This is a genomic window from Bacillus paramycoides (assembly GCF_038971285.1).
Classification (GTDB): domain Bacteria; phylum Bacillota; class Bacilli; order Bacillales; family Bacillaceae_G; genus Bacillus_A.
Map to the genome: position 1 here is coordinate 1,294,359 of NZ_CP152427.1, position 21,551 is coordinate 1,315,909.

The following is a 21,551-nucleotide window of genomic DNA, read 5'->3' on the forward strand; positions in this document are numbered from 1 at the left end:
AGAAAAAATGAGCGAATATTTATCAATTCAACACATTCAAAAACAGTTTGATGCATTTACAGCGTTAAAAGATATTTCTTTTACTGTGAAAAAAAATGAGTTTGTATGTTTATTAGGCCCAAGTGGCTGTGGGAAAACAACATTGCTTCGAATTTTAGCAGGGCTAGAAGAGGCAACAACAGGTAGTATAGCTGTGGATGGAAAAGATATTACAGCATTACCTCCTGGAAAGAGGAATTTCGGAATGATGTTTCAATCATATGCATTATTTCCGAATTTAACAGCACTTGAAAACATTGAATATGGCTTAAAGACAAAAAAATATGGAAAAGCAGAAGTAAAAGAGAAGGCGCTAGAGGCGTTAGAACTTGTAGATTTGCTGAATGTAAAAGATAAATATCCTGCTCAAATGTCTGGTGGACAGCAGCAGCGAGTAGCACTTGCACGTGCGCTCGCTCTGTCTCCAGATATTCTATTACTTGATGAGCCGTTATCTGCTTTAGATGCAAAAGTACGTGAAAAGTTACGTAGAGAAATGCGTGATTTGCAAGAAAAAGTAGGAGTAACAACTATTATGGTCACGCATGATCAAGAAGAGGCATTAACGATGGCTGATAAAATTGTTGTAATGAATCATGCGGAAATCATGCAGATTGGCACACCAGAGGAAATTTATCAAAGACCAGCCAATCCGTTTGTGGCAGATTTTATTGGTTCTATTAATTTCTTTTCGGAAAATAATGAAGAACATGCCATTCGTCCCGAACATGTAACAGTTGTACAAAACGGTGGTATTAAAACGGTTGTGGAAAGTATGGAATTTCGCGGATCTGTATATCGGACAGAAGTGAGAATTGTAGAAGAAAAAACACATCTGTATAACGAGAAAATTGTAGTGGATATATTGGCATCAGAAGTAGAGAAAACCGCTATTAGAAAAGGAAAGCCGATTCAAATCTCTTTCTCAGAAAATCATATGTTGTCATATGGAAAGAAGGTCATTGTATAGATGGAGATGTTAGAAAATTTCGAGGTAGAAAGTACGAAAAAAAAGGTTAAGAGACGTATCGGTAAAGAAGAGTGGATGCAAAGACTATTAATTATTAGTATGCTTCTTACATTTTTGATTATGCTTGTATTACCTCTATTACAATTATTTACACAAGCTTTTTACGATAAAGATGGAGCATTCATTGGAGTAGCGAATTTCAGTAAATATTTCACAACTCCAACGCTAGTACAATCATTACAAAATACGGTATGGATTTCGGGTGCGACAACAGTTATTGCAGTGACACTCGCTTTCGCTTACGCCTATGCAATCGCTCGTACGAATGTGTTTGGGAAGCGTGTATTTCAATATATCGCGTTGTTACCATTATTCGCACCAACGATGATGCATGGTATTGCACTTACATATTTATTTGGTAATCAGGGGTTAGTAACGAAAGGAATGTTTGGTTTGTTTGAAGGAATACAAATCCCTTTATATGGACCAGTAGGAATTGTAATGGCTGAGGTCATGTATACATTTCCGCAAGCATTTCTTATATTATTAATTGCTTTTCAAGGTTCTGATTATCGTTTATATGAAGCTTCTAATATGTTAGGAGCGAGTAAAACAAAGCAATTTTTCACTGTTACTTTACCTAGTGTAAAGTACGGATTAATTAGTGCGATGTTCGTTGTATTTACACTTAGTTTCACTGATTTTGGGGCACCAAAAATTGTTGGTGGGCAATATAATGTACTTGCTACTGACGTATATAAGCAAGTAATTGGGCAGCAAAATATGCCGATGGGTGCAACCGTCGGAATGATTTTATTAATCCCAGCTATATTTGCATTTGCAGTTGATCGCATTACGCAAAGAAAGCAGGCAAATCTCTTATCTTCTAAAGCAGTACCTTATAGAATAATAAATAATAAGAAACGAGATGTTATTTCATTCGTATATTGTAGCGTAGTAACGCTTATGATTATTCTATTATTTGTGGCTGTTGGTATTGCTGCAAGTGTGAAAGTATGGCCGTATAATATGAGCTTTACATTTGAACATTTTAATTTTTCTAGTTTAACAGGAGATGGACTTGAAGCTTTTAAAAATAGCGTAATTGTTTCAGCAATCACAGCGGTTATTGGAGCGGTTTTAACATTTATGTTCGCTTATGCGATAGAAAAAATAAATCAGCTACAATTTTTCCGAAAAGCAGGTTACTTTTTCTCTATCGTCCCTTTAGCGATACCAGGTTTAGTACTTGGGTTAGGCTATGTCTTCTTCTTTAGTCAACCAACAATACAAATTTTTGGATTTTCTGTAACAAACCCGTTTCATTCTTTATACGGAACAATCGCTGTGTTGGTACTAGTTAATATCATTCATTTTTATGCCGTAACATTTGTTACCGCAACGACAGCTTTAAAGAAATTGGACCGAGAATTTGAACTTGTTTCACAGTCAATGGGCATCCCGTTTTATAAAACATTCTTTCGAGTAACAGTGCCGATGTGTTTACCGGCAATTTTAGAAATGGTGATGTACTACTTCGTAAATTCAATGGTAACTGTCTCGGCAGTTGTATTCCTATACTCGGCTGATTTTAAACTAGCTGCCGTATCAATTGTAAATATGGATGATGCAGGAAATGTAGCGCCAGCAGCTGCAATGAGTGTACTTATTGTTGTTACAAATATTGTAGTAAGAGTTGTATATGAATGGGGTACGAAAGCACTTCGTAACCGAACGTCACAATGGCAAAAAAGATAAATAAGAAGGGTGATGGATTGAATGAAAATAGAAGCAGTTATTTTTGATTGGGCAGGTACGACAGTTGATTATGGATGTTTTGCACCACTGGAAGTATTTATGGAGATTTTCCATAAACGCGGTGTTGAAATTACAGCAGAAGAAGCTCGTAAACCAATGGGATTATTAAAAATAGATCATGTAAGGGCACTTACAGAGATGCCTCGTATTGCGAGTGAGTGGAATCGTGTTTTCGGACAATTACCAACAGAAGCAGACATTCAGGAGATGTATGAAGAATTCGAAGAGATTCTCTTCGCTATTTTACCGCGCTATGCGTCGCCTATTAATGGAGTAAAAGAAGTCATTGCTTCTTTACGTGAAAAAGGAATTAATATTGGTTCAACGACTGGCTATACGAGAGAAATGATGAACATTGTAGCTAAAGAAGCAGCTCTACAAGGGTATAAACCTGATTTCCTTGTAACGCCAGATGATGTTCCTGCGGGTCGTCCATATCCGTGGATGTGCTATAAAAATGCGATGGAACTAGGCGTTTATCCAATGAATCATATGATAAAAGTAGGGGACACAGTATCAGATATGAAAGAGGGAAGAAATGCTGGCATGTGGACAGTGGGTGTAATTCTCGGCAGTAGTGAACTCGGGTTAACTGAAGAGGAAGTGGATAATATGGATTCAGTAGAGCTTCGTGAAAAAATAGAAGTAGTTCGTAATCGCTTTGTTGAAAATGGAGCGCACTTTACGATTGAAACGATGCAGGAACTTGAAACCGTAATGGAACATATTGAGAAACAAGAACTTATTATTTCATAAAAGGGGAATAGGATCATGACTGAAAATCACTACTTATTATTAACACCAGGACCATTAACGACAACAAAAACGGTAAAAGAAGTTATGCTATACGATTGGTGTACGTGGGATGTTGAATATAACACGATGGTGCAAGATGTAAGAACTAGACTTGTATCGTTAGCAACGAAGGAAGAAGAGAAATATACGACTGTTCTTATGCAAGGAAGCGGTACGTTTTCAGTTGAAGCAGTAATTGGTTCTGTTATTCCTAAAAATGGAAAGTTGCTTGTTTGTACAAATGGTGCGTATGGTAAGCGAATTGTACAAATAGCAGAGATGTTACATATAGATGTGGTGGTTAGTCAAACGGAAGAATGGGAGCCTACTAATATTGCAGAAGTAGAAAAGATATTACAACAAGATAAAGAGATTACACATATTGCAGTTGTGCATTGTGAAACAACAACAGGTATTATCAATCCAATTGTAGATGTATGTACATTAGGGAAGCAATACGGAAAAATAACACTAGTTGATGCGATGAGTAGTTTTGGTGGTATTGGAATAGATATCGCTGAGTTGCAAATTGACTTTCTAATTAGTAGTGCGAATAAATGTATTCAAGGGGTTCCTGGGTTCGGCTTTGTTATTGCAAAGCACGATGAATTATTGAAATGTGAAGGGCAGGCACGTTCATTATCATTAGATTTATACGATCAGTGGGAGACGATGGAAAATCAAAATGGAAAATGGCGTTTTACGTCACCTACACATGTTGTACACGCTTTTTACCAAGCACTACTTGAATTAGAAAAAGAGGGCGGAGTAAAAGCACGTTACAATCGATATGATAACAATCAAAAACTATTAGTGAATCGAATGAGAGAAATTGGATTTCAGCCACTAGTAGATGAAAAATATCAATCGCCTATTATTACATCCTTCATTTATCCAGAAGAATGGTTCGATTTTGAGCAATTATACAATGAATTAAAGCGTGATGGATTTGTTATATATCCAGGTAAAATTTCAAAAGTAGATACATTTCGCATTGGAAATATCGGTGATGTACATGAGGCAGATATTAATCGCTTAGTTGATAGTATCGCTAAAGGGGTTGTTATAGGGTGAAAGTATTTTGCTTAGGTGGAGCAGGTAAAATTTGTCGTGAAGCAATTTTAGATTTAGTGCAATTTTCATCTTTTGAGACAATTACAGTAGCGGATTTTAATGAAGAAGAGGGCTTGAAAGTAGTAGAATGGCTCAACGATCCGCGCGTAGATTTTGTGAAAGTAGACGTAACGAATCATGAGGATACGGTTGCAAAAATGAAAGGCTATGACATTGTAATGGACGGTACGACAATTAAGCTAAATGGCTTGTCTACTCGATGTATTGCAGAAGCAGGTTGTCACGGCGTGAATTTGAATGGATTTGGTGAAGAAAGTGATTCGCATTCTATATTTGTTCAAAATGGAAGAACGTGTTTACCTGGTTTTGGTATGACGCCAGGTGTAACGCAAATGATGGCAATGCATGCAGCAAATCAGCTAGATACTGTAGAATCAGTTCGTGTAAGTCACGGTTCGTATCGTCCCATTGCTTTTTCTGCATCCATTACAGAAACGACGACATATGAATATGATCCACATTTACCATCGCGTACAGTGTATGAAGATGGCGAGTTTAAGCAAGTACCTCCGTTTGCGCGTCCGAGAGAAATTGAATTACCGGCACCTTATGGTAAAGCAACGCAGTATATAATCCCGCATTCTGAAACGATTACGTTAGCAAAAGCACTAGAACATAAAGGCGTCAAATTGATAGAAACGAGAGGAACTTGGCCAAAACAGAATATGCAGCTCGTACGTGCATTATATGATTACGGCATCTTGCGTAATGATCAAGTTGAAATAAATGGGGAAGAAATCGGCATTATGGATTGTATTTCGAAGTATTTATTACAATCGAAAGAAGGACAAGAAACAGAGGTTTACGGTTATGCACTTCATGTAGAAGTAATAGGTACGAAAAATAATGAAAAACAAAGGCATGTCTTATATCATACACACCCGTTATCTGATGGATCTGTTGTAGGATGGGAAAACTTAAGAGCTTATACGAGAAACGTCGGTATTCCATTTGGTATTGCTACAGAGTTAATTGCAAAAGGAAATGTAAATCAAGTTGGTGTTGTGACACCTGAGGAAGCTTTTATAAATCCACAAATTATTTTTGACGAACTAAAAAAGCGTGGTATTCATATTCATGAAGAAGTTTCTACTTACAAAGAAAGTTATAACTTTGTATAAGCAAGGCAGTTTATGAGGTAGAAAGCAATGGGGTGAGGTTATGTCTGTAGTAGGTGAAGAAAGAAAGCGAACCATTCTTGAGAAGGTAGAATTTAAAGGGAAAGTAAAAGTTTCAGAGTTAGCGAGAGAGTTTGCTGTATCAACAGAGACAATACGCCGTTATTTAGAAGAATTGGATCGTGAAAAGAAGTTGAAGAAAGTGTATGGTGGAGCCGTCCAGCTTCCTGGAGCTGGAATAGAGGCACCAATGTTAGAACGAGAGATGCTGCATATAGAAGAGAAGAAGCGAATTGGGTATAAAGCAGCAACATTTGTGGAAGATGGAGATGTTATTGCGATTGATGACGGAAGTACACCACTTCAAATGGTGCCATATCTTGTTCATCGTAAAAATTTAACGATTGTAACAAGTTCATTTCCAGTAGCGACACAATTAATTTCTTCTATTAATAAAAAGATGTTTCACGGTGAAGTTTTATTTATTGGTGGAAAAGTATCTCCAAAGCATTCACGTGTATCTGGGTCTATTTCGCAGCAAGTAATCCAGCAATTTCATTTTCATAAAGCATTCGTTTCGATTGATGGATTGTTACCTGGTTTTGGGGTTTCTAGTTTTGAATTAGAAAAGGCAAAACTGTCGGAAGCGATGATGAAATTAGCAGAGAAAACATATATTTTATGTGATCATACAAAAGTAGGGGTAAAAGGAAATTACCGAATAGCAGCGTTTTCGCGCATTCAACATGTAATTTGTGATAAGAAAATGCCCTATAGTTTTGAAGAGGAAGTTAAAAGGCATAATATTCAATGGACAATTTGCTAAATACGTGGAACTCCCACCTGATTGTGAGGTGGGAGTTTTACTGCCTGCAAATATCGGGATAAAAGATTTGTATTTATGCAAAAAAAGTGGACACATTTTCGCATCTCTTTCATATAATTTACCAATACAAAAAAAGTTGGTCGAAGGAAAGAAGGGAAAGTATGTCAGAACGGATATATAATAAACTTGTATTGTATGCAAATATTTTGCAAAAAATTGGTGTTATTAATGAAAAAGAAAAAAGTGAAATTCTGCATACGATAAGTAAAAAGGCCCTCTGAATAAAGGGCCTTTTTATTTTTTATCCCGCATTAACGGGCAGTAAGACCCCCACCTCAAAATTCAGCGAAAGCAAAGAAGTTAGGTGGGGGATCAACTGCTCGTAAAAGCCCGATTGGTGAGAGCTGATAATCAGTGGGGGATGAACAAAACCCCCACTGATTAAAGTTTCACTTTATCTTTGGAAATATAAATTTAATGTAATATTCTCATTGACAATGATAATGAGATTCATTATCATTTATTTGTAGTTAGTTGATAAAGGTTATCAACTATAAAAATTATATATGATAGGGGACATTATTTTGAAAAAAATATATATGAAGGCGTTAGTAGTAGCAACAACATTAGCGATTCCATTTGCTGCATACTCTACTCCAGCATTAGCAGCACTAAAAGCTGAAGCAAATCAGTCAGTCGTAGCAGCGAGTGAACGTACATACGATACTGAGATTAGAATATATAAGGACCAAAAAGACGAGCCATCTATGGTTTCTCAATATATAAAAGATCCTAAAGTAACGATTGCAGCCGGGAAAAAAATTGTTACTGTAACAATGCAAGATAGCGATTATTTTCAATATCTTAGAATAGAAGATAGAAACCAGCCGGGTGTATTTCATGATGTGAAAGTTTTGTCAGAAGATAAGAGGAAGAATGGAACGAAAGTAGTTCAATTTGAAATTGGCGAGTTTGAGAAGAAGCACAATATGCAAATGCATATACTTATTCCGGCTATTGGATATGATCACAAATATCAAGTTCAATTTGAAATTAAAGATCCAACTGTAGGTGAGAAAGAAACAGAGAAAACAGATGATAACTCTAATTCAGGCAATACGGAAACGGATAATCCAGTTGATAATCAAAATATGATAACAGATAATAAATTAAGAGAACTCGTTAATAAAAAAGTATTTAATAGAAAAGATTTAAATACACCTATTACGAAAGAAGAGTTATTACAAGTAAAGAACTTGTTTTTAAATACGAATGAGATTCTTGATTATAGTGCATTAAAATATATGCCAAATTTAAAATCTTTAACAGTTGCGAATGCGAAGATAAAAGATCCGTCGTTCTTTGCGAACTTAAAGCAATTAAATCATTTAGCTTTGCGTGGTAATGAATTTTCAGATGTAACGCCACTTGTTAAGATGGAGAATTTAGAATCTCTTGATTTAAGTAATAATAAAATTACAAACGTTGCACCATTAGTTGAAATGAAAAATGTAAAAAGTTTATATCTATCAGGCAACCAAATAGAAGATGTAACAGCATTATCGAAAATGGAACAACTAGATTACTTGAATTTAGCAAATAATAAAATTACAAATGTTGCTCCATTAAGCGCGTTGAAAAATGTAACATACTTAACTTTAGCGGGTAATCAAATTGAAGATATTAAACCGTTATATTCATTACCTTTAAAGGACTTAGTATTAACGCGTAATAAAGTTAAAGATTTATCGGGTATTGAACAAATGAATCAATTAAATAAATTATTTATCGGGAAAAACAAAATAGAAAATGTGACACCACTTGCTAAAATGACTCAGCTTACAGAATTAGATTTACCTAATAATGAGTTAAAGGATATTACGCCATTTTCAAGTCTAGTAAACTTACAAAAGCTTGATTTAGAAGCAAATTATATTTCAGACTTATCGCCAGTTAGTAAGTTGAATAAGTTAGTATATTTAAGTTTTGTTGCAAATGAAATCCGTGATGTTAGACCAGTAATTGAGCTAAGTAAGAAAGCTTATATTAATGTTCAAAACCAAAAAGTCTTTCTAGAGGATACAGAAGTAAATAAAGAAGTAAAAGTACCGATATATGAGAAAGACGGTGAGGTCTCTACAAAAATCCGTCTGAAGAGTGATGGTGGTACGTATAGTAATGGTGTAGTGAAATGGAGTACGCCAGGTGAGAAAGTATACGAATTTGGAGTGAAAGATCCATTTGCGGATACAGGAATCTTCTTTACAGGATCGGTAATTCAAAATGTGGTAGAAGGTAAAGAGGGGAATACTACTAAAGAGGATGAAAAAATAGAAGTAGTAGCATTTAAAGATGTACCAAAAGGACATTGGTCAGAAGAAGCAATTCATTATTTAGCGAAAGAGAATATTTTTAAGGGATATGGAAATGGGAAATTTGGATTTGGTGACAATATTACGCGCGGACAAGTTGCGGCTTTAGTACAAAGGTACTTGAAATTAGAAAATAAAGTAGAGCAGAAAGAACGATTTACAGATACGAAAGGGCATATGTTTGAGCAAGATATTGCTACAGTTGCGCAAGCTGGAATTATGCAAGGAGATGGTACTGGGGAGTTTCATCCAGATGGAATATTAACTCGATACGAAATGTCTGTAGTATTATATAAAGTATTTCAGTTAAAAGAAGACGGAAATAATAAAGAGAGCTTTAAAGATGTACCAACTGGCCATTGGGCAGAAGGATATGTGAAAGCGTTAGCGGATCATAATATATCAAAAGGTGATGGAAACGGAAAGTTTTTAGGTGATGATTTCGTAACACGTGAACAATATGCGCGGTTTTTATATAATGCAATAATCAAATAAAAAGTGAAAAAATACGTTATTTTTCCATAAGGAGAATAACGTATTTTTTATTGCGAAATCAAGTAAAGAATAGATAGGAGTATTGACATATGAATAGCCTATTTTAAAGAGGAATGATGAAACCATATTGACAAAAAAGCGTTCTCATGTGATAATTCAATTAAATTTTTAGAATAATCAAAAAATACTTCTTTTACATAGAAAGGATTCGAACATTATATGAATATTACGCCGGGGGTGACGAAATGTTATTTTTTCTAAAGAAATGGAATGAATTAAAAGATGTTAAATCTGAATTGGCACTTCGTGATTGGTTTTATGGTACAAAGATTAGTTTATCACTCTGTACGTCAAAAGAGCCGTTAACTTTTTTAGTGAATGTTGAGGGAAGAGATAAAGGGTTATTTTCAGAAGAGGACTTTATTGTTGTAAATTGTATGTGTGAGCCAGTATTTGAAAATGAAGAAAAACCAGCTGCCGAATCATTTATGCATGCGGATATTTATAAAAAAAGTAGTGCAGAATGTATTTTACAAGTGCAAACTGTAGATAGTCATTTAATATCAGAGTTGTATGGAGAAACTGGGGAAGTAACATTTGATAAGCGTAGCGTGGAACGTGTTTTTGGAAAAGAAGGTATAACAGAAATGACCATTCCTATTGTAGAAGACGAGAAAAAATTCGCTAATTTATTAGAAAATAATGTACCTAATTTTATTGAAGGCGGAGGCGTAGTTCTCGTTCATAATTATGGCATGATTGTGTGGGGGAAAACGCCAGAAGAAGCAAAAAAATGGCTAGAGGGTATAGAGTATTTAATGAATTATCATGTGAAATTGTTAATGATAAAAGGTGCTAAGAGCTCTGTTATATAAAATGCTTGTGATGTTGTTACGAGTTAATAAATAAATGAAAGCGTTTTAAAAAATGAATTTACTCATAAAATATAGGTCTCCTTATTATATATAGATTACATGTTGACATGTAAGGAGGAACATATTTTGCGAGTTAAATATCATTTTCTGCCAAAACCGCAAGTAACATTTTGCAAAATGAACGATTCAGGTGAAAAGGCTCTGCAAATTATGAATGAAACGGGATTTCGAGCAATCCCAGTATTAGCAGAAGATGAAAAGAAATTCATGGGGATTATTTATAAAGTAGATCTTCTAGAAAAGAAGTGTAATGGCGGATTAGAGAAATTAAGTATGGATCATATGCTGGAAGATTCCTCTGCTTTTATTTTTGAAAAGGATTCTTTTTTTAGGGCATTTTATGCTATTCGTCGCCTTCCATTTTTAGCTGTGCTAAATGATTATAATGAATTTGTCGGTATCTTAACCCATTCCAATATATTTGATGTTATTGAAGATTCATTCGGTATGCGGACGGGTGGTTATATATTAACAATTGCAACACAAGATTGTAAGGGAACGATTAAAGAACTTGGAACACTGTTGAAAGCATTTCATATCGGTGGACTATTTACGCTAGATAATGGCGATCAATATATTCGCCGCGTTATTGTAAATATAACAGATGAGTTAAATGAAAAAAGATTAAAGCAATTAATCGAAAAAATAGAGAAAAAAGGATTCAGGGTGAGTCATGTAGATTATATTTAAGGTGAAAAGAAAAGGGAGCAATTTGCTATATGCAGATTGCTCCCTTTTTTAGTTAGAGTAATGAATCTTATTTTGAAACAGGAGGCGGAGATAATGCTAAATCGGATAAAAAGATAAAATCTGCATGTTGGCGAATATTAGGAATAGAAGTTTCTATAACACGGGATGTAATTTCACCTGGAGGCCCAACATGTCCGATAGCTACCATAATCGGTTTTTCTTGAAGTTTTTTAATGAGTAATTGGGCTTGTTTTGAAATATGTGCCGCTGTGTATACGTCATCGAAAAATAATTGATTTTCAATAATTGGTACTCCTAATTCTTTCCCGATTTTTGGAACAACACTTTTAGGATTTGTTTTGCTATCTAAATAAAATAAACCATGTTTTTTACAAGCTGCAAGTATAAGTCGTACAATCCTTTCGTCCGCGGTCACTTTCGATCCCATATGATTGTTCATCCCAATTGCATGTGGTACTTCTTGAATCGCTTGTTCGAGTCGGTTATTTATTTCTTCGTCGCTTAAATCAGTTGTAATTGCTTTTGGTCCAAGCCATTCTTTTTTACCTTTAATAGGTTCCATTGGCATATGTATAATAACTTCGTGCCCTTTCTTATGAGCTGCTATCGCATCTTCCTTTGTAGAAGGGAGAAAAGGCATAACGGCAACAGTGAGTGGAATAGGAAGTGATAACATTTTATCAGTTCCCTTCATATTATTGCCAAAGTCATCGATGACAATAGCTACTTTGTTTGTATGGGCCTGTGCTTGAATAGGAAACAAGAAGGTTGGTAAGAACAGAGTAAACATTAGCAATGCAATCGTATATTTGCGCATATAAATATTTCCTTTCTATATTATCAATTATCATTATAGTTTGCGTTTTTGTATAAATTAAACAAAAAATGTCGAAGAAAAGTATAGAGAAAATAGAGAATCCGCTATTTAATTGGTGTTTGTAAAAAAAGAAGATGAAAAAAATGTCTATTATTGCGAATGTATTTACAAAGATAGAATAATTTGTAATAATTCTCAAAGTGAGGGTAAAGATTTGTAAATTACAGGGAGAAAATGTTAAATTTTCTGATTCTTCAAATTCAAATATGATTAAGCAGTTAAAAGGCTAATGGAGAAATGAAGTAGAGAGCATGGAAGTATAATAAGGGGGATATGAATGTTTACTGTAAAAAGGAAGTACACATTAGAAAAGCTTTCACGTGATATTCATATGAAACGTGAAGAGATGATTCAATTAGGTTTAACAAGTGGGTTAAATAGTATGGAGACAATTCAAGTTAGTCAAGAATTGGACAAGCTTATTTTACAGTACCAGTGTTATAAAGAAAAACAAACGCCAAAATGGTTATCAATTATAAAAGTACCAATTTTTCAAATTGGGTATGAAGGGAAATCGAGTAATTTTTGGCGAATGCTTGTTGCTGGTTTTATGAAATAAGTATAATTACCCTTTTGGGATAAGGATAATTATACTATGTGTAACGGAATTTCGATATGAACTGTCGTTCCTTCGTTTTCTATACTGTCAATAAAAATATGCCCATTGTACATCTCTATAATTCGTTTACATATGACAAGTCCAAGACCTGTTCCAGTATCTTTATTAGTAAAGAACGGATGAAAGAGGTGTTTTTGAATATGTTTTGGAATCCCTTTTCCAGTGTCTATAATTTGCAATTGTGCGTGTGTTTCATTGTTTGTTACGATAATAGTTAGTGTGTCACCAGAAGTCATGGCTTCAATTGCATTTTTTGTAATGTTTAAAACCACTTGTTTCATATGGTCTTTTGAGCAACGGATATGAACAGGATGGTCTGGCAAATGTAAATTGAATATAATGTTATGTAGATTCGCCTCAGATTGAATAATTAGTGCTACCTCATTTAGAATGGTTCTCACATCATATGTTTGTTCAATGATAGCAGTTGGCTTTCCAAGAATAAGAAATTCGCTGACAATTTCATTAATCCGTTCTACTTCTTGTTCGATGATGGAAAAATAGAACTGATCTTGTTCATCTTTATATTTCTCTTTTAATAGAGCGACGAGCCCTTTAATTCCAGTAAGAGGATTACGGATTTCGTGGGCTGTACTAGCTGCAAAAGTTCCAACTAATTCAATTTTTTGTAGTTCATTTTGTTGTCTTTCAAGTTTTGTTTGCCGTTTTAACAACATATATTGAGCCAGTAAAAATAAAATAGATATTAAAAATAAAGTAGCTATACACTCTATTGCAACCCACTGGTATAAAGTTTTTTGATGGATAGGTAATGGAGAAACAGAGACCTTCCAATTTAATCTTTGGAGTGGGGTAGTAAGCATATTAGAATGCGCATCACTTGTTTCGTTATTATCATCATTTAAAAAAACTACATCATGTTTATCAGTTACTTCAAAATGGTATTGTGGTTTAATGGCATTTAAAGATGATGAAATGTAATCAAAGCGTAAACTTGCTAACAATAAGCCTGATAGCTCCTTCTGTTTATTAAAGATGGGAGAAGCAATCATAATAGCTTGATGTCCAAGAACACGATCTGTAATGACTGATGATACAGTTGTCTTCTTTGTTTGTAACGCTTCTTGAATATATTTACGATCAGAGACATCAACAGGTGGGCGGTCACCTTCGGATGCGATTGTAATGATGCCTTCTGGTGTAGTGTAATATAGACCAGAAAAACGTGCATCGTTTCCATCTGTATCATGTACAATTTCTTTAACTCCATTTATATTTCCAGTCTCGGTTCCTACGACCTTTGAGAGCATTTCTAATGCAGAAATTGCTTCGCCAAGGTGATGATCTAAATAGTCTCTATATAAGAAGAGAACCGTGTGAGCAGATAGTTTGTTTTCCTGTTTCATTTTATACGAATGATATGAATAAAATGTAGCGCCAATCCCTATCGTTGGTAGGATAACAAGTAATATATATAAAACTATGCTGTGGAATTTGACTTTCAAATTTGGTACTCCTTCTTTTTTATTATCATTATATATAAACTATGTTAAAATTGTCATGTTTTTATTCAAGAATCATTCATAATATATTTGGGGAGAGGTAATGAATGAGTGAATACTCATTCGGAATTCACATGAAGTACTATTTTTTTCTTTTTATTACTGAGAATTTAAGTGAAGGGTTGAAAGTTGTATGACATCAAATAATGGACGAGAAGAAATTTCTCAATCTTTAAAAGTATTTATTGCATTATCTCGTGTACATCGTTCTGTTATGGATACTACAAACAAATCTATACAAAGTAACGGGTTAAATCCAACTGAATTTGCTGTATTAGAACTGCTATATCATAAAGGCGGTCAACCACTTCAGCAAATTGGTGAGCGTATTTTAATAGCTAGTGGCAGCATTACATATGTTGTGGATAAGCTAGAGAAAAAGGGACTAGTAAAGAGAATTCCGTGCCCGAATGACAGACGTGTTATTTATGCACAATTAACTGAGGCTGGAGAGAATTTTATTGCTTCTATTTTTCCAGGGCATGAACAAATTATACATCAGTCCTTTGAAATGTTAACGAAAGAGGAAAAGGACGAATTACTTGATCTATTAAAAAAGATTGGAAAGTATGAAAAGTAATAATATGTTCCAAAGGAGCTTTGGATAAAGAAATCCAAAGCTTTTTTGTTTACATGTAATGATGGCAGTATATGCCGTATTTTGCTGAAGAATAAGAGGAGATTTAGAAGTAAGCATTGAATTATAGTAAGGATGCATATAATGGAGAGGAGGCTCGTTCATGTCATTTAAAGACTATGAATATAAACGGCCAAATATTGAAGAATTAAAAGAGAAGTTTACTGTTGCTTTAGAGAAGTTTGATAACGCGAAAACTGCGGAAGAACAAAAACAAGTTATTCATTCAATTAACGAAATTCGCAACGATTTTGGTACAATGGGGAATCTTTGTTACATTCGTCATTCTGTCGATACGACAGATGCTTTTTATAAGGAAGAACAAGATTTCTTTGATGAATTCTCTCCAGTTGTACAAGGGTATGGTACAAAGTATTATAATGCGTTAATGCATTCTCCATTCCGTGAAGAATTAGAGGCGTATTATGGAAAGCAATTATTTGCTCTTGCGGAGTGTGATTTAAAAACATATTCTGATGAAGTCGTGAAAGATTTACAATTAGAGAATAAATTGTCTTCACAATATACACAGTTATTAGCATCTGCAAAGATTGACTTTGCAGGAGAAGAAAGAACGTTATCACAGCTTATTCCATTTATGCAAGGAAAAGAAAGAAGTGAACGTAAAGCAGCGAGTGAAGCATATTACGGATTTTTAGCTGAGAATGAGGAAGAATTAGATCGTATTTATGACGAGCTTGTTAAAGTGAGAACGAAAATCGCAAAATCTTTAGGTTTCAAAAACTTTGTTGAACTTGGATATGCACGAATGTACCGTACAGATTATAATGCGGAAATGGTGGCGAATTATCGTCAGCAAGTGCTAGATTATATCGTTCCTGTTACAACGGAATTAAGAAAACGACAACAAGCACGTATCGGTGTAGAGAAGTTAGCGTATTACGACGAAAACTTTGAATTCCCTACAGGTAACCCAACTCCAAAAGGAGATGCGGATTGGATTGTTAATCATGGGAAAACGATGTATAAAGAGTTATCGGTTGAAACAGATGAATTTTTCAATTTCATGTTAGATAATGATTTATTAGATTTAGTTGCGAAAAAAGGAAAAGCTGGCGGTGGATATTGTACATATATTGAGAATTATAAAGCGCCGTTTATCTTCTCGAACTTTAACGGAACGTCTGGCGATATTGACGTATTAACACATGAAGCGGGTCATGCTTTCCAAGTATACGAAAGTCGTAAATTTGAAATTCCAGAATATAATTGGCCAACATACGAGGCGTGTGAAATTCACTCTATGAGTATGGAATTCTTCACATGGCCATGGATGAAGCTATTCTTTGAAGAAGATGCAGATAAATATTACTTCTCTCACTTAAGTTCAGCACTTCTGTTTTTACCGTATGGTGTATCTGTTGATGAGTATCAACATTATGTATATGAAAATCCTGAAGCGTCACCAGAACAGCGTAAGACCGTATGGCGCAATATAGAGAAAAAGTATTTACCGCATCGTGATTATGAAGATAATGATTATTTAGAGCGCGGTGGATTCTGGCAACGTCAAGGGCATATATATAGCTCACCGTTCTACTATATCGACTACACGTTAGCTCAAATTTGTGCACTGCAATTTTGGAAACGTGCAAGAGATAATAGACAAGAGGCATGGGAAGATTATGTGAACCTGTGTCAACAAGGTGGAAGTAAATCATTCTTGGAATTAGTAGAAGTTGCAAATTTAACATCTCCATTTGCTGAAGGCTGTGTGAAAAGTGTTATTACAGAAATTGAAGCATGGCTACATGCAATTGACGACACAAAATTGTAAAAAACATGCGCTTTTTTTCACATATTTAACATCGACATAACGAGAAAATGATGAGATAATAAAAGAAAATTCAGAATACTAAAGAGGTGTTTCTAATAAGGAGCATCTCTTTTCACCAACAAAAAGGGGGGAAAGAAGTATGCTTCAATCTAATATGGATGTGAGTTTAGAAAGTTTGGTGAACTCATTACAGTCTACCCGAAGCACGCTATTATCAGAAATTGAAATGTTAAATGATACAGAAGTGAATGTAAAGCCACGCCGTGATAAATGGAGTATTATTCAAATTTTGCATCACTTGCATTTAGTTGAACAATCTGTCACGTCTGCCCTTATATATGCTTTACAAAAAAATGAAAGAAACACGACTCCATTTAAAGACCTCCAACTTACACTTGATCGCACACATAAACGAGAAGCTCCTCAGCAGATGAAACCAACAGAAACGTTAATGAAAAAACAGCAAGGAATTCAATTACTAGAACATTCACGACAAGAACTATTACATGCGCTTCATAGTGTGATAGATGAAAAAGATTTATTTGAAAATGGATTAAAGCACCCTGTTTTTAATGATCTGAATTTGTATCAGTGGGTTCAATTTCTTGATTTGCATGAACAAAGACATCTTACGCAGTTAAAAGAGGCGAAACATGCAATCTTACAGCGATAATTAGGAAGAAGTGGGAGACCACTTCTTTTTCATATGTGCATAGTTTTTCTTCTTATTTTGGAATACTACATAGAGAAAGAAAAGAAGGAGTTGAAAAGTATGTCCAAGAAAAAGAAAGAAGAAGAGCGCGCTTGGAAAGCACGTAAAGAAAATCAAAAACCACATGGAAAAGTGAAAGCTTTTGCTGAATTAGTTGAAGGAACAGAAAAAACGTGATGTGTATTTCATCACGTTTTTTGTATGAGTGGAAAAGTTAATAGGAAGGTTGTACCAGTACCTTCTTCACTTATAATATCAATTTTTCCGTTCATAGCTTGCACAACACTGAATACGACCATCATTCCAAGACCCGTACCTTTTTCTTTTGTTGAGTAGAAAGGGGATCCAAGGCGTTTTACTTGTTCTTGATCCATGCCAACTCCTGTATCTTTTATATATAATTGAATATGCTTATGATCAGGAACTAATGTGAAATAAAGATCACCGCCTTTTGGCATGGCCTCAATGCAGTTTTTTAAAATATTTAACAAGCATTGATTTAGTTTTTGTTTTTCTCCCGCGATAAAAAAAGAAGTACTTTGCTTTATATAATGAGTACGCACATTTGCTAAATTAGCAAGCGGTGTAATTAGCGATAAGGCATGTAATAGTTCTTCTTCTAACTGTAATCTTTGTTCTTTTTCAATACTTGGTTTTGCAAAGGTTAAATAATCTGTAAGAACGTGGTTTGCTTGTTCGATTCCGTTGATGGCTATGTCGATATATAATTTTCGCTCTTGCTCAGTGCATGTATCTGATTGTAAAAGTTGTAAAAATCCTTTTGTTGAAGTTAATGGGTTGCGAATTTCATGAGAGATAGATGCTGCCATTTCACCAATTAAATGAAATTTTTCAGCATTCATAAGTTCGTTTTGTAGACGAACTTGAGTTTGTAATATGTGTAATAAATATAAAATAAGTATCGTACCAAGTATCGTACATAACTCATACACAATAATATGTGGTATATAATCAGCCTTATTTGTAACCTTTGAAAGGAAGAAAGGTATCCAACTAAATCCGTATGTGAGACTGTAGATAATAGCAAGTATTATTTTTATACGATTAGAAGTTCGATTGAAAAATTTGTATGTAAATAGTAGAACAATAAATAGAAGGATAGAACCGATAAGCGATGGGAAAACACCTATTCCTCCTAATAAGAAGCGATATATATTTAATACAACTAATATTGATCCACCAGCAATAGGACCTCCGGTTAATGTACCGACAACTAATACGATATGACGCATATCAAATTGAAATCCATAATTTGTTTTTGCTGCGAAAGTGATACATAGTATAGTAACGAGGCAACATAATACAATAAATATAGCTGAATTTAATTTAGGAGAGCGTTTCCCTTTTTGATTCCAAAATAAATGGTATACGAGCATTGTAACAAGGATGAATAATATATTTAGAAAGAGATAAATAATAAAGGATTTCAGTGGGATGCCTCCTCTCTTCTCATATTAAATTAATCATACTATAAAATGAAAGAAATGAAATGAGAAATAGCGGAAAAATCAGAAATTTTTTCTGGTAGTATACAATATGTTACAATAAGCTTTGTCAATGAAAGAAGGAATTCCGTGCGATGCGCGGGAGAGGTTCGCGAACTCCCTCTATAAAAAACTATGGAAACAACAATATCTTTAGGTATTGTTTTGTTTTTTTATTGTGACAGTTCAAGAACGTTCTTTCTTCTTATTCGTAGTAGAGAAGGAGAATGAGTGAAATGAAAAAAGAAAAGGCAGTTGTTGTTTTTAGTGGCGGACAAGATAGTACGACATGTTTATTTTGGGCAATAGAGCAGTTTGCAGAAGTAGAGGCTGTAACGTTTAATTACAATCAACGTCATAAGCTAGAAATTGATTGTGCAGCGGAAATTGCAAAAGAGCTAGGAATTAAACATACAGTACTAGATATGAGTCTATTAAATCAACTTGCTCCAAATGCGTTAACGAGAACGGATATGGAGATTACACATGAAGAAGGTGAATTGCCATCGACGTTTGTAGATGGACGAAATTTACTATTCTTATCATTTGCTGCTGTATTAGCAAAACAAGTTGGAGCACGTCATATTGTAACGGGTGTATGTGAAACTGATTTTAGTGGTTATCCAGATTGCCGTGACGTGTTTGTGAAATCGTTAAACGTTACTTTAAATTTATCTATGGATTATCCGTTTATAATTCATACACCACTTATGTGGATTGATAAAGCGGAAACATGGAAATTATCAGATGAACTTGGAGCATTCGAGTTTGTTCGAGAAAAAACATTAACATGTTATAACGGAATCATTGGTGATGGTTGCGGTGAATGTCCAGCATGTCAACTTCGTAAAGCAGGATTAGATACGTACCTACAAGAACGCGAAGGAGCGAGTAACTAATGGATAATTTCTTTGGATTTCGCATCGTAGAAAATTTGCAAAAAATGGACAAGGATATTCAGCGTAAACAGCTCAAATATCATAATAAACGAGTAATGGTCAGCAAGGAATTTACTTTTGATGCAGCACACCATTTACACTGTTATGAAGGAAAATGTAAAAACTTACATGGACACACATATAAAGTGGTATTTGGGATTAGTGGATATGTAAATGAAATAGGTCTTGCGATTGACTTTGGAGATATAAAAGAAATTTGGAAGAATGAAATAGAAATTTATTTAGACCATCGTTATTTAAACGAAACGTTACCAGCGATGAATACAACTGCTGAAAATATGGTCGTTTGGATTTATGAAAAGATGGCAGAAGCGTTAACAAAAGATAATCGTGTGAACGAATATAAAGGAGCTCGTGTTGAATTTGTTCGTCTATTTGAGACTCCGACTAGTTATGCAGAAGTAAGACGGGAGTGGATGCTCGATGAGTAAAATCCCTGTCTTAGAAATATTTGGTCCGACTATTCAAGGTGAAGGAATGGTTGTAGGACAAAAGACGATGTTTATCCGTACAGCTGGCTGTGATTATAGCTGCGCTTGGTGTGATTCTGCTTTTACGTGGGATGGATCTGCTAAAGATCAAATTAGACAGATGACAGCAGAGGACGTTTGGAATGAGCTCGTAGAAATTGGTGGCGAAAATTTTTCTCATGTTACGATTTCAGGTGGAAATCCGGCATTGCTGAAAAATATTGAGTTTCTTCTTTCTATATTAAAAGAAAATGGAATGCGAACGGCAATCGAAACGCAAGGCAGTAAATGGCAAGATTGGTTACTTCAAATTGATGAGATAACGATTTCTCCAAAACCACCAAGTTCGGCAATGAATACTGATTTTCAGAAGCTAGATGATATAATTCAGAAATTAGCAGGAAAAGATATTAGTTTAAAAGTCGTAGTATTTGACGATTATGACTTTGAGTATGCAGTTAAGATGCATGAACGTTATCCAGATGTACCATTCTTCTTACAAGTAGGGAATGATGATACAAAAACTGTGGATGATGCGATGTTGATTAAAAAGCTATTAGATAAGTATGAGTGGCTTATTGAAAAAGCGGTTAACTGTAAAGAAATGAATAATGCAAAAGTATTGCCGCAGCTTCATGCTTTAGTATGGGGAAATAAACGCGGAGTATAATGAGAAGGGATGTTTAAAATGGCAGGAAGATTAGATGAAGATTTAAAAGATGTAACATTATTAGGAAATCAAAATACAAAATATTTATTTGAATATAGCCCAGAAATTTTAGAGGTTTTTGATAATAATCATCCAAATCGTGATTATTTTGTAAAATTTAATTGTCCTGAATTTACAAGCTTATGTCCGAAAACAGGCCAACCAGATTTTGCCACAATTTATATTAGCTACATTCCAGAACAAAGAATGGTAGAAAGTAAATCTTTAAAGCTATATTTATTTAGTTTCCGCAATCATGGTGACTTCCACGAAGATTGCATGAACGTTATTATGAATGACTTAATTAAATTAATGGATCCACGTTACATTGAGGTATGGGGGAAATTCACACCACGTGGAGGGATTTCAATTGATCCTTACTGCAACTACGGTCGCCCAGGAACGAAGTATGAACAAATGGCTGACTACCGCATGATGAACCATGACCTATATCCAGAAACAATTGATAATCGTTAATATATAATAGAAAGAAAGGATCTGTATAACATACAGATCCTTTCTTTCTATT

21 protein-coding genes and 1 riboswitch are annotated in these 21,551 nt (G+C 34.6%); of the genes, 18 read left to right on the plus strand and 3 right to left on the minus strand.

Features of this window, described 5'->3' with window-relative positions:
- The first annotated feature begins 7 nt into the window (after window positions 1-7).
- The 9 genes from AAG068_RS06685 (at window position 8) to cbpA (ending at window position 11,192) form a co-directional block, all read left to right on the plus strand.
- Window positions 8-1,009 (plus strand): putative 2-aminoethylphosphonate ABC transporter ATP-binding protein, encoded by a 1,002-nt coding sequence (locus AAG068_RS06685; protein ID WP_342718644.1) that lies wholly within the window; start codon window positions 8-10, stop codon window positions 1,007-1,009.
- Window positions 1,010-2,767: a putative 2-aminoethylphosphonate ABC transporter permease subunit gene (locus AAG068_RS06690; protein WP_342718645.1), complete on the plus strand. Its 1,758-nt coding sequence runs from the start codon at window positions 1,010-1,012 to the stop codon at window positions 2,765-2,767.
- A 21-nt stretch (window positions 2,768-2,788) separates the two neighbouring features.
- Entirely contained in the window at window positions 2,789-3,583 is a 795-nt protein-coding gene (phnX, locus tag AAG068_RS06695; RefSeq protein WP_342718646.1) for a phosphonoacetaldehyde hydrolase, read from the plus strand.
- 15 nt (window positions 3,584-3,598) lie between these two features.
- Window positions 3,599-4,696, plus strand: a complete 1,098-nt coding sequence (gene phnW, locus AAG068_RS06700) for a 2-aminoethylphosphonate--pyruvate transaminase (protein WP_342718647.1) — start codon at window positions 3,599-3,601, stop codon at window positions 4,694-4,696.
- Window positions 4,693-5,877, plus strand: a complete 1,185-nt coding sequence (locus AAG068_RS06705; protein WP_342718648.1) for a saccharopine dehydrogenase family protein — start codon at window positions 4,693-4,695, stop codon at window positions 5,875-5,877. Before phnW ends, AAG068_RS06705 begins: the two co-directional genes overlap by 4 nt.
- Before the next feature lie 40 nt (window positions 5,878-5,917).
- A complete protein-coding gene (locus AAG068_RS06710; protein WP_000117662.1) occupies window positions 5,918-6,700 on the plus strand; it encodes a DeoR/GlpR family DNA-binding transcription regulator in 783 nt (260 codons plus the stop codon).
- A gap of 584 nt (window positions 6,701-7,284) precedes the next feature.
- Entirely contained in the window at window positions 7,285-9,567 is a 2,283-nt protein-coding gene (locus AAG068_RS06715) for an NEAT domain-containing leucine-rich repeat protein (RefSeq protein ID WP_342718649.1), read from the plus strand.
- A 245-nt stretch (window positions 9,568-9,812) separates the two neighbouring features.
- Window positions 9,813-10,442, plus strand: coding sequence for a class II aldolase/adducin family protein (locus AAG068_RS06720; protein ID WP_000895998.1), 630 nt, complete (start codon window positions 9,813-9,815; stop codon window positions 10,440-10,442).
- Between the two features lie 126 nt (window positions 10,443-10,568).
- A complete protein-coding gene (gene cbpA, locus AAG068_RS06725; RefSeq protein WP_342718651.1) occupies window positions 10,569-11,192 on the plus strand; it encodes a cyclic di-AMP binding protein CbpA in 624 nt (207 codons plus the stop codon).
- 67 nt (window positions 11,193-11,259) lie between these two features.
- Here the strand turns inward: cbpA and AAG068_RS06730 are convergent, their stop codons facing one another.
- A complete protein-coding gene (locus tag AAG068_RS06730) occupies window positions 11,260-12,030 on the minus strand; it encodes a divergent polysaccharide deacetylase family protein (RefSeq protein ID WP_342718652.1) in 771 nt (256 codons plus the stop codon).
- A 337-nt stretch (window positions 12,031-12,367) separates the two neighbouring features.
- Between AAG068_RS06730 and AAG068_RS06735 the strand changes: the two genes are divergently transcribed.
- A complete protein-coding gene (locus tag AAG068_RS06735) occupies window positions 12,368-12,649 on the plus strand; it encodes an aspartyl-phosphate phosphatase Spo0E family protein (RefSeq protein WP_000495532.1) in 282 nt (93 codons plus the stop codon).
- A gap of 29 nt (window positions 12,650-12,678) precedes the next feature.
- Here AAG068_RS06735 and AAG068_RS06740 read toward each other — a convergent pair whose 3' ends face one another.
- Window positions 12,679-14,175: a DUF3149 domain-containing protein gene (locus tag AAG068_RS06740; protein WP_342718653.1), complete on the minus strand. Its 1,497-nt coding sequence runs from the start codon at window positions 14,173-14,175 to the stop codon at window positions 12,679-12,681.
- 190 nt (window positions 14,176-14,365) lie between these two features.
- Between AAG068_RS06740 and AAG068_RS06745 the strand changes: the two genes are divergently transcribed.
- The 4 genes from AAG068_RS06745 to AAG068_RS06760 all read left to right on the plus strand — a co-directional run bounded on the left by AAG068_RS06745 (window position 14,366) and on the right by AAG068_RS06760 (window position 17,556).
- Window positions 14,366-14,812, plus strand: coding sequence for a MarR family winged helix-turn-helix transcriptional regulator (locus tag AAG068_RS06745; RefSeq protein ID WP_342718654.1), 447 nt, complete (start codon window positions 14,366-14,368; stop codon window positions 14,810-14,812).
- 160 nt (window positions 14,813-14,972) lie between these two features.
- On the plus strand, window positions 14,973-16,667 hold the full coding sequence (locus tag AAG068_RS06750) for a M3 family oligoendopeptidase (protein ID WP_342718655.1): 1,695 nt from the start codon (window positions 14,973-14,975) through the stop codon (window positions 16,665-16,667).
- A 139-nt stretch (window positions 16,668-16,806) separates the two neighbouring features.
- Window positions 16,807-17,340 (plus strand): DinB family protein, encoded by a 534-nt coding sequence (locus AAG068_RS06755; RefSeq protein WP_342718656.1) that lies wholly within the window; start codon window positions 16,807-16,809, stop codon window positions 17,338-17,340.
- A 99-nt stretch (window positions 17,341-17,439) separates the two neighbouring features.
- Window positions 17,440-17,556, plus strand: coding sequence for a DUF6254 family protein (locus tag AAG068_RS06760; RefSeq protein ID WP_000038254.1), 117 nt, complete (start codon window positions 17,440-17,442; stop codon window positions 17,554-17,556).
- Window positions 17,557-17,567: 11 nt separating this feature from the next.
- Here the strand turns inward: AAG068_RS06760 and kinB are convergent, their stop codons facing one another.
- The gene (gene kinB / locus AAG068_RS06765) at window positions 17,568-18,776 is read right to left on the minus strand and encodes a sporulation sensor histidine kinase KinB (RefSeq protein ID WP_342718657.1); all 1,209 of its coding nucleotides are present in this window, start codon (window positions 18,774-18,776) and stop codon (window positions 17,568-17,570) included.
- A 207-nt stretch (window positions 18,777-18,983) separates the two neighbouring features.
- A riboswitch (PreQ1 riboswitch) is annotated at window positions 18,984-19,027 on the plus strand.
- Between the two features lie 93 nt (window positions 19,028-19,120).
- Between kinB and queC the strand changes: the two genes are divergently transcribed.
- From queC to queF, 4 genes are read left to right on the plus strand one after another with little or no spacing between them, the layout of a single operon-like run.
- Window positions 19,121-19,783: a 7-cyano-7-deazaguanine synthase QueC gene (gene queC, locus AAG068_RS06770; RefSeq protein ID WP_342718658.1), complete on the plus strand. Its 663-nt coding sequence runs from the start codon at window positions 19,121-19,123 to the stop codon at window positions 19,781-19,783.
- Window positions 19,783-20,274: a 6-carboxytetrahydropterin synthase QueD gene (queD, locus tag AAG068_RS06775; protein ID WP_000368413.1), complete on the plus strand. Its 492-nt coding sequence runs from the start codon at window positions 19,783-19,785 to the stop codon at window positions 20,272-20,274. The genes queC and queD overlap by 1 nt, the downstream gene beginning before the upstream one ends.
- Entirely contained in the window at window positions 20,267-20,983 is a 717-nt protein-coding gene (queE, locus tag AAG068_RS06780) for a 7-carboxy-7-deazaguanine synthase QueE (protein ID WP_342718661.1), read from the plus strand. The genes queD and queE overlap by 8 nt, the downstream gene beginning before the upstream one ends.
- An 18-nt stretch (window positions 20,984-21,001) precedes the next feature.
- The gene (queF, locus tag AAG068_RS06785; RefSeq protein WP_000918895.1) at window positions 21,002-21,499 is read left to right on the plus strand and encodes a preQ(1) synthase; all 498 of its coding nucleotides are present in this window, start codon (window positions 21,002-21,004) and stop codon (window positions 21,497-21,499) included.
- Window positions 21,500-21,551: the final 52 nt, after the last annotated feature.

What these genes read in the sequence shown, in the direction of transcription:
- AAG068_RS06685 (WP_342718644.1), top strand. Translation starts at nt 8, where the DNA reads ATGAGCGAATATTTATCAATTCAACACATTCAAAAACAGTTTGATGCA.
- AAG068_RS06690 (WP_342718645.1), top strand. Translation starts at nt 1,010, where the DNA reads ATGGAGATGTTAGAAAATTTCGAGGTAGAAAGTACGAAAAAAAAGGTT.
- phnX (WP_342718646.1), top strand. Translation starts at nt 2,789, where the DNA reads ATGAAAATAGAAGCAGTTATTTTTGATTGGGCAGGTACGACAGTTGAT.
- phnW (WP_342718647.1), top strand. Translation starts at nt 3,599, where the DNA reads ATGACTGAAAATCACTACTTATTATTAACACCAGGACCATTAACGACA.
- AAG068_RS06710 (WP_000117662.1), top strand. Translation starts at nt 5,918, where the DNA reads ATGTCTGTAGTAGGTGAAGAAAGAAAGCGAACCATTCTTGAGAAGGTA.
- AAG068_RS06720 (WP_000895998.1), top strand. Translation starts at nt 9,813, where the DNA reads ATGTTATTTTTTCTAAAGAAATGGAATGAATTAAAAGATGTTAAATCT.
- AAG068_RS06730 (WP_342718652.1), bottom strand. Translation starts at nt 12,030, where the DNA reads ATGCGCAAATATACGATTGCATTGCTAATGTTTACTCTGTTCTTACCA.
- AAG068_RS06735 (WP_000495532.1), top strand. Translation starts at nt 12,368, where the DNA reads ATGTTTACTGTAAAAAGGAAGTACACATTAGAAAAGCTTTCACGTGAT.
- AAG068_RS06745 (WP_342718654.1), top strand. Translation starts at nt 14,366, where the DNA reads ATGACATCAAATAATGGACGAGAAGAAATTTCTCAATCTTTAAAAGTA.
- AAG068_RS06750 (WP_342718655.1), top strand. Translation starts at nt 14,973, where the DNA reads ATGTCATTTAAAGACTATGAATATAAACGGCCAAATATTGAAGAATTA.
- AAG068_RS06755 (WP_342718656.1), top strand. Translation starts at nt 16,807, where the DNA reads ATGCTTCAATCTAATATGGATGTGAGTTTAGAAAGTTTGGTGAACTCA.
- AAG068_RS06760 (WP_000038254.1), top strand. Translation starts at nt 17,440, where the DNA reads ATGTCCAAGAAAAAGAAAGAAGAAGAGCGCGCTTGGAAAGCACGTAAA.
- kinB (WP_342718657.1), bottom strand. Translation starts at nt 18,776, where the DNA reads ATGCTCGTATACCATTTATTTTGGAATCAAAAAGGGAAACGCTCTCCT.
- queC (WP_342718658.1), top strand. Translation starts at nt 19,121, where the DNA reads ATGAAAAAAGAAAAGGCAGTTGTTGTTTTTAGTGGCGGACAAGATAGT.
- queD (WP_000368413.1), top strand. Translation starts at nt 19,783, where the DNA reads ATGGATAATTTCTTTGGATTTCGCATCGTAGAAAATTTGCAAAAAATG.
- queE (WP_342718661.1), top strand. Translation starts at nt 20,267, where the DNA reads ATGAGTAAAATCCCTGTCTTAGAAATATTTGGTCCGACTATTCAAGGT.
- queF (WP_000918895.1), top strand. Translation starts at nt 21,002, where the DNA reads ATGGCAGGAAGATTAGATGAAGATTTAAAAGATGTAACATTATTAGGA.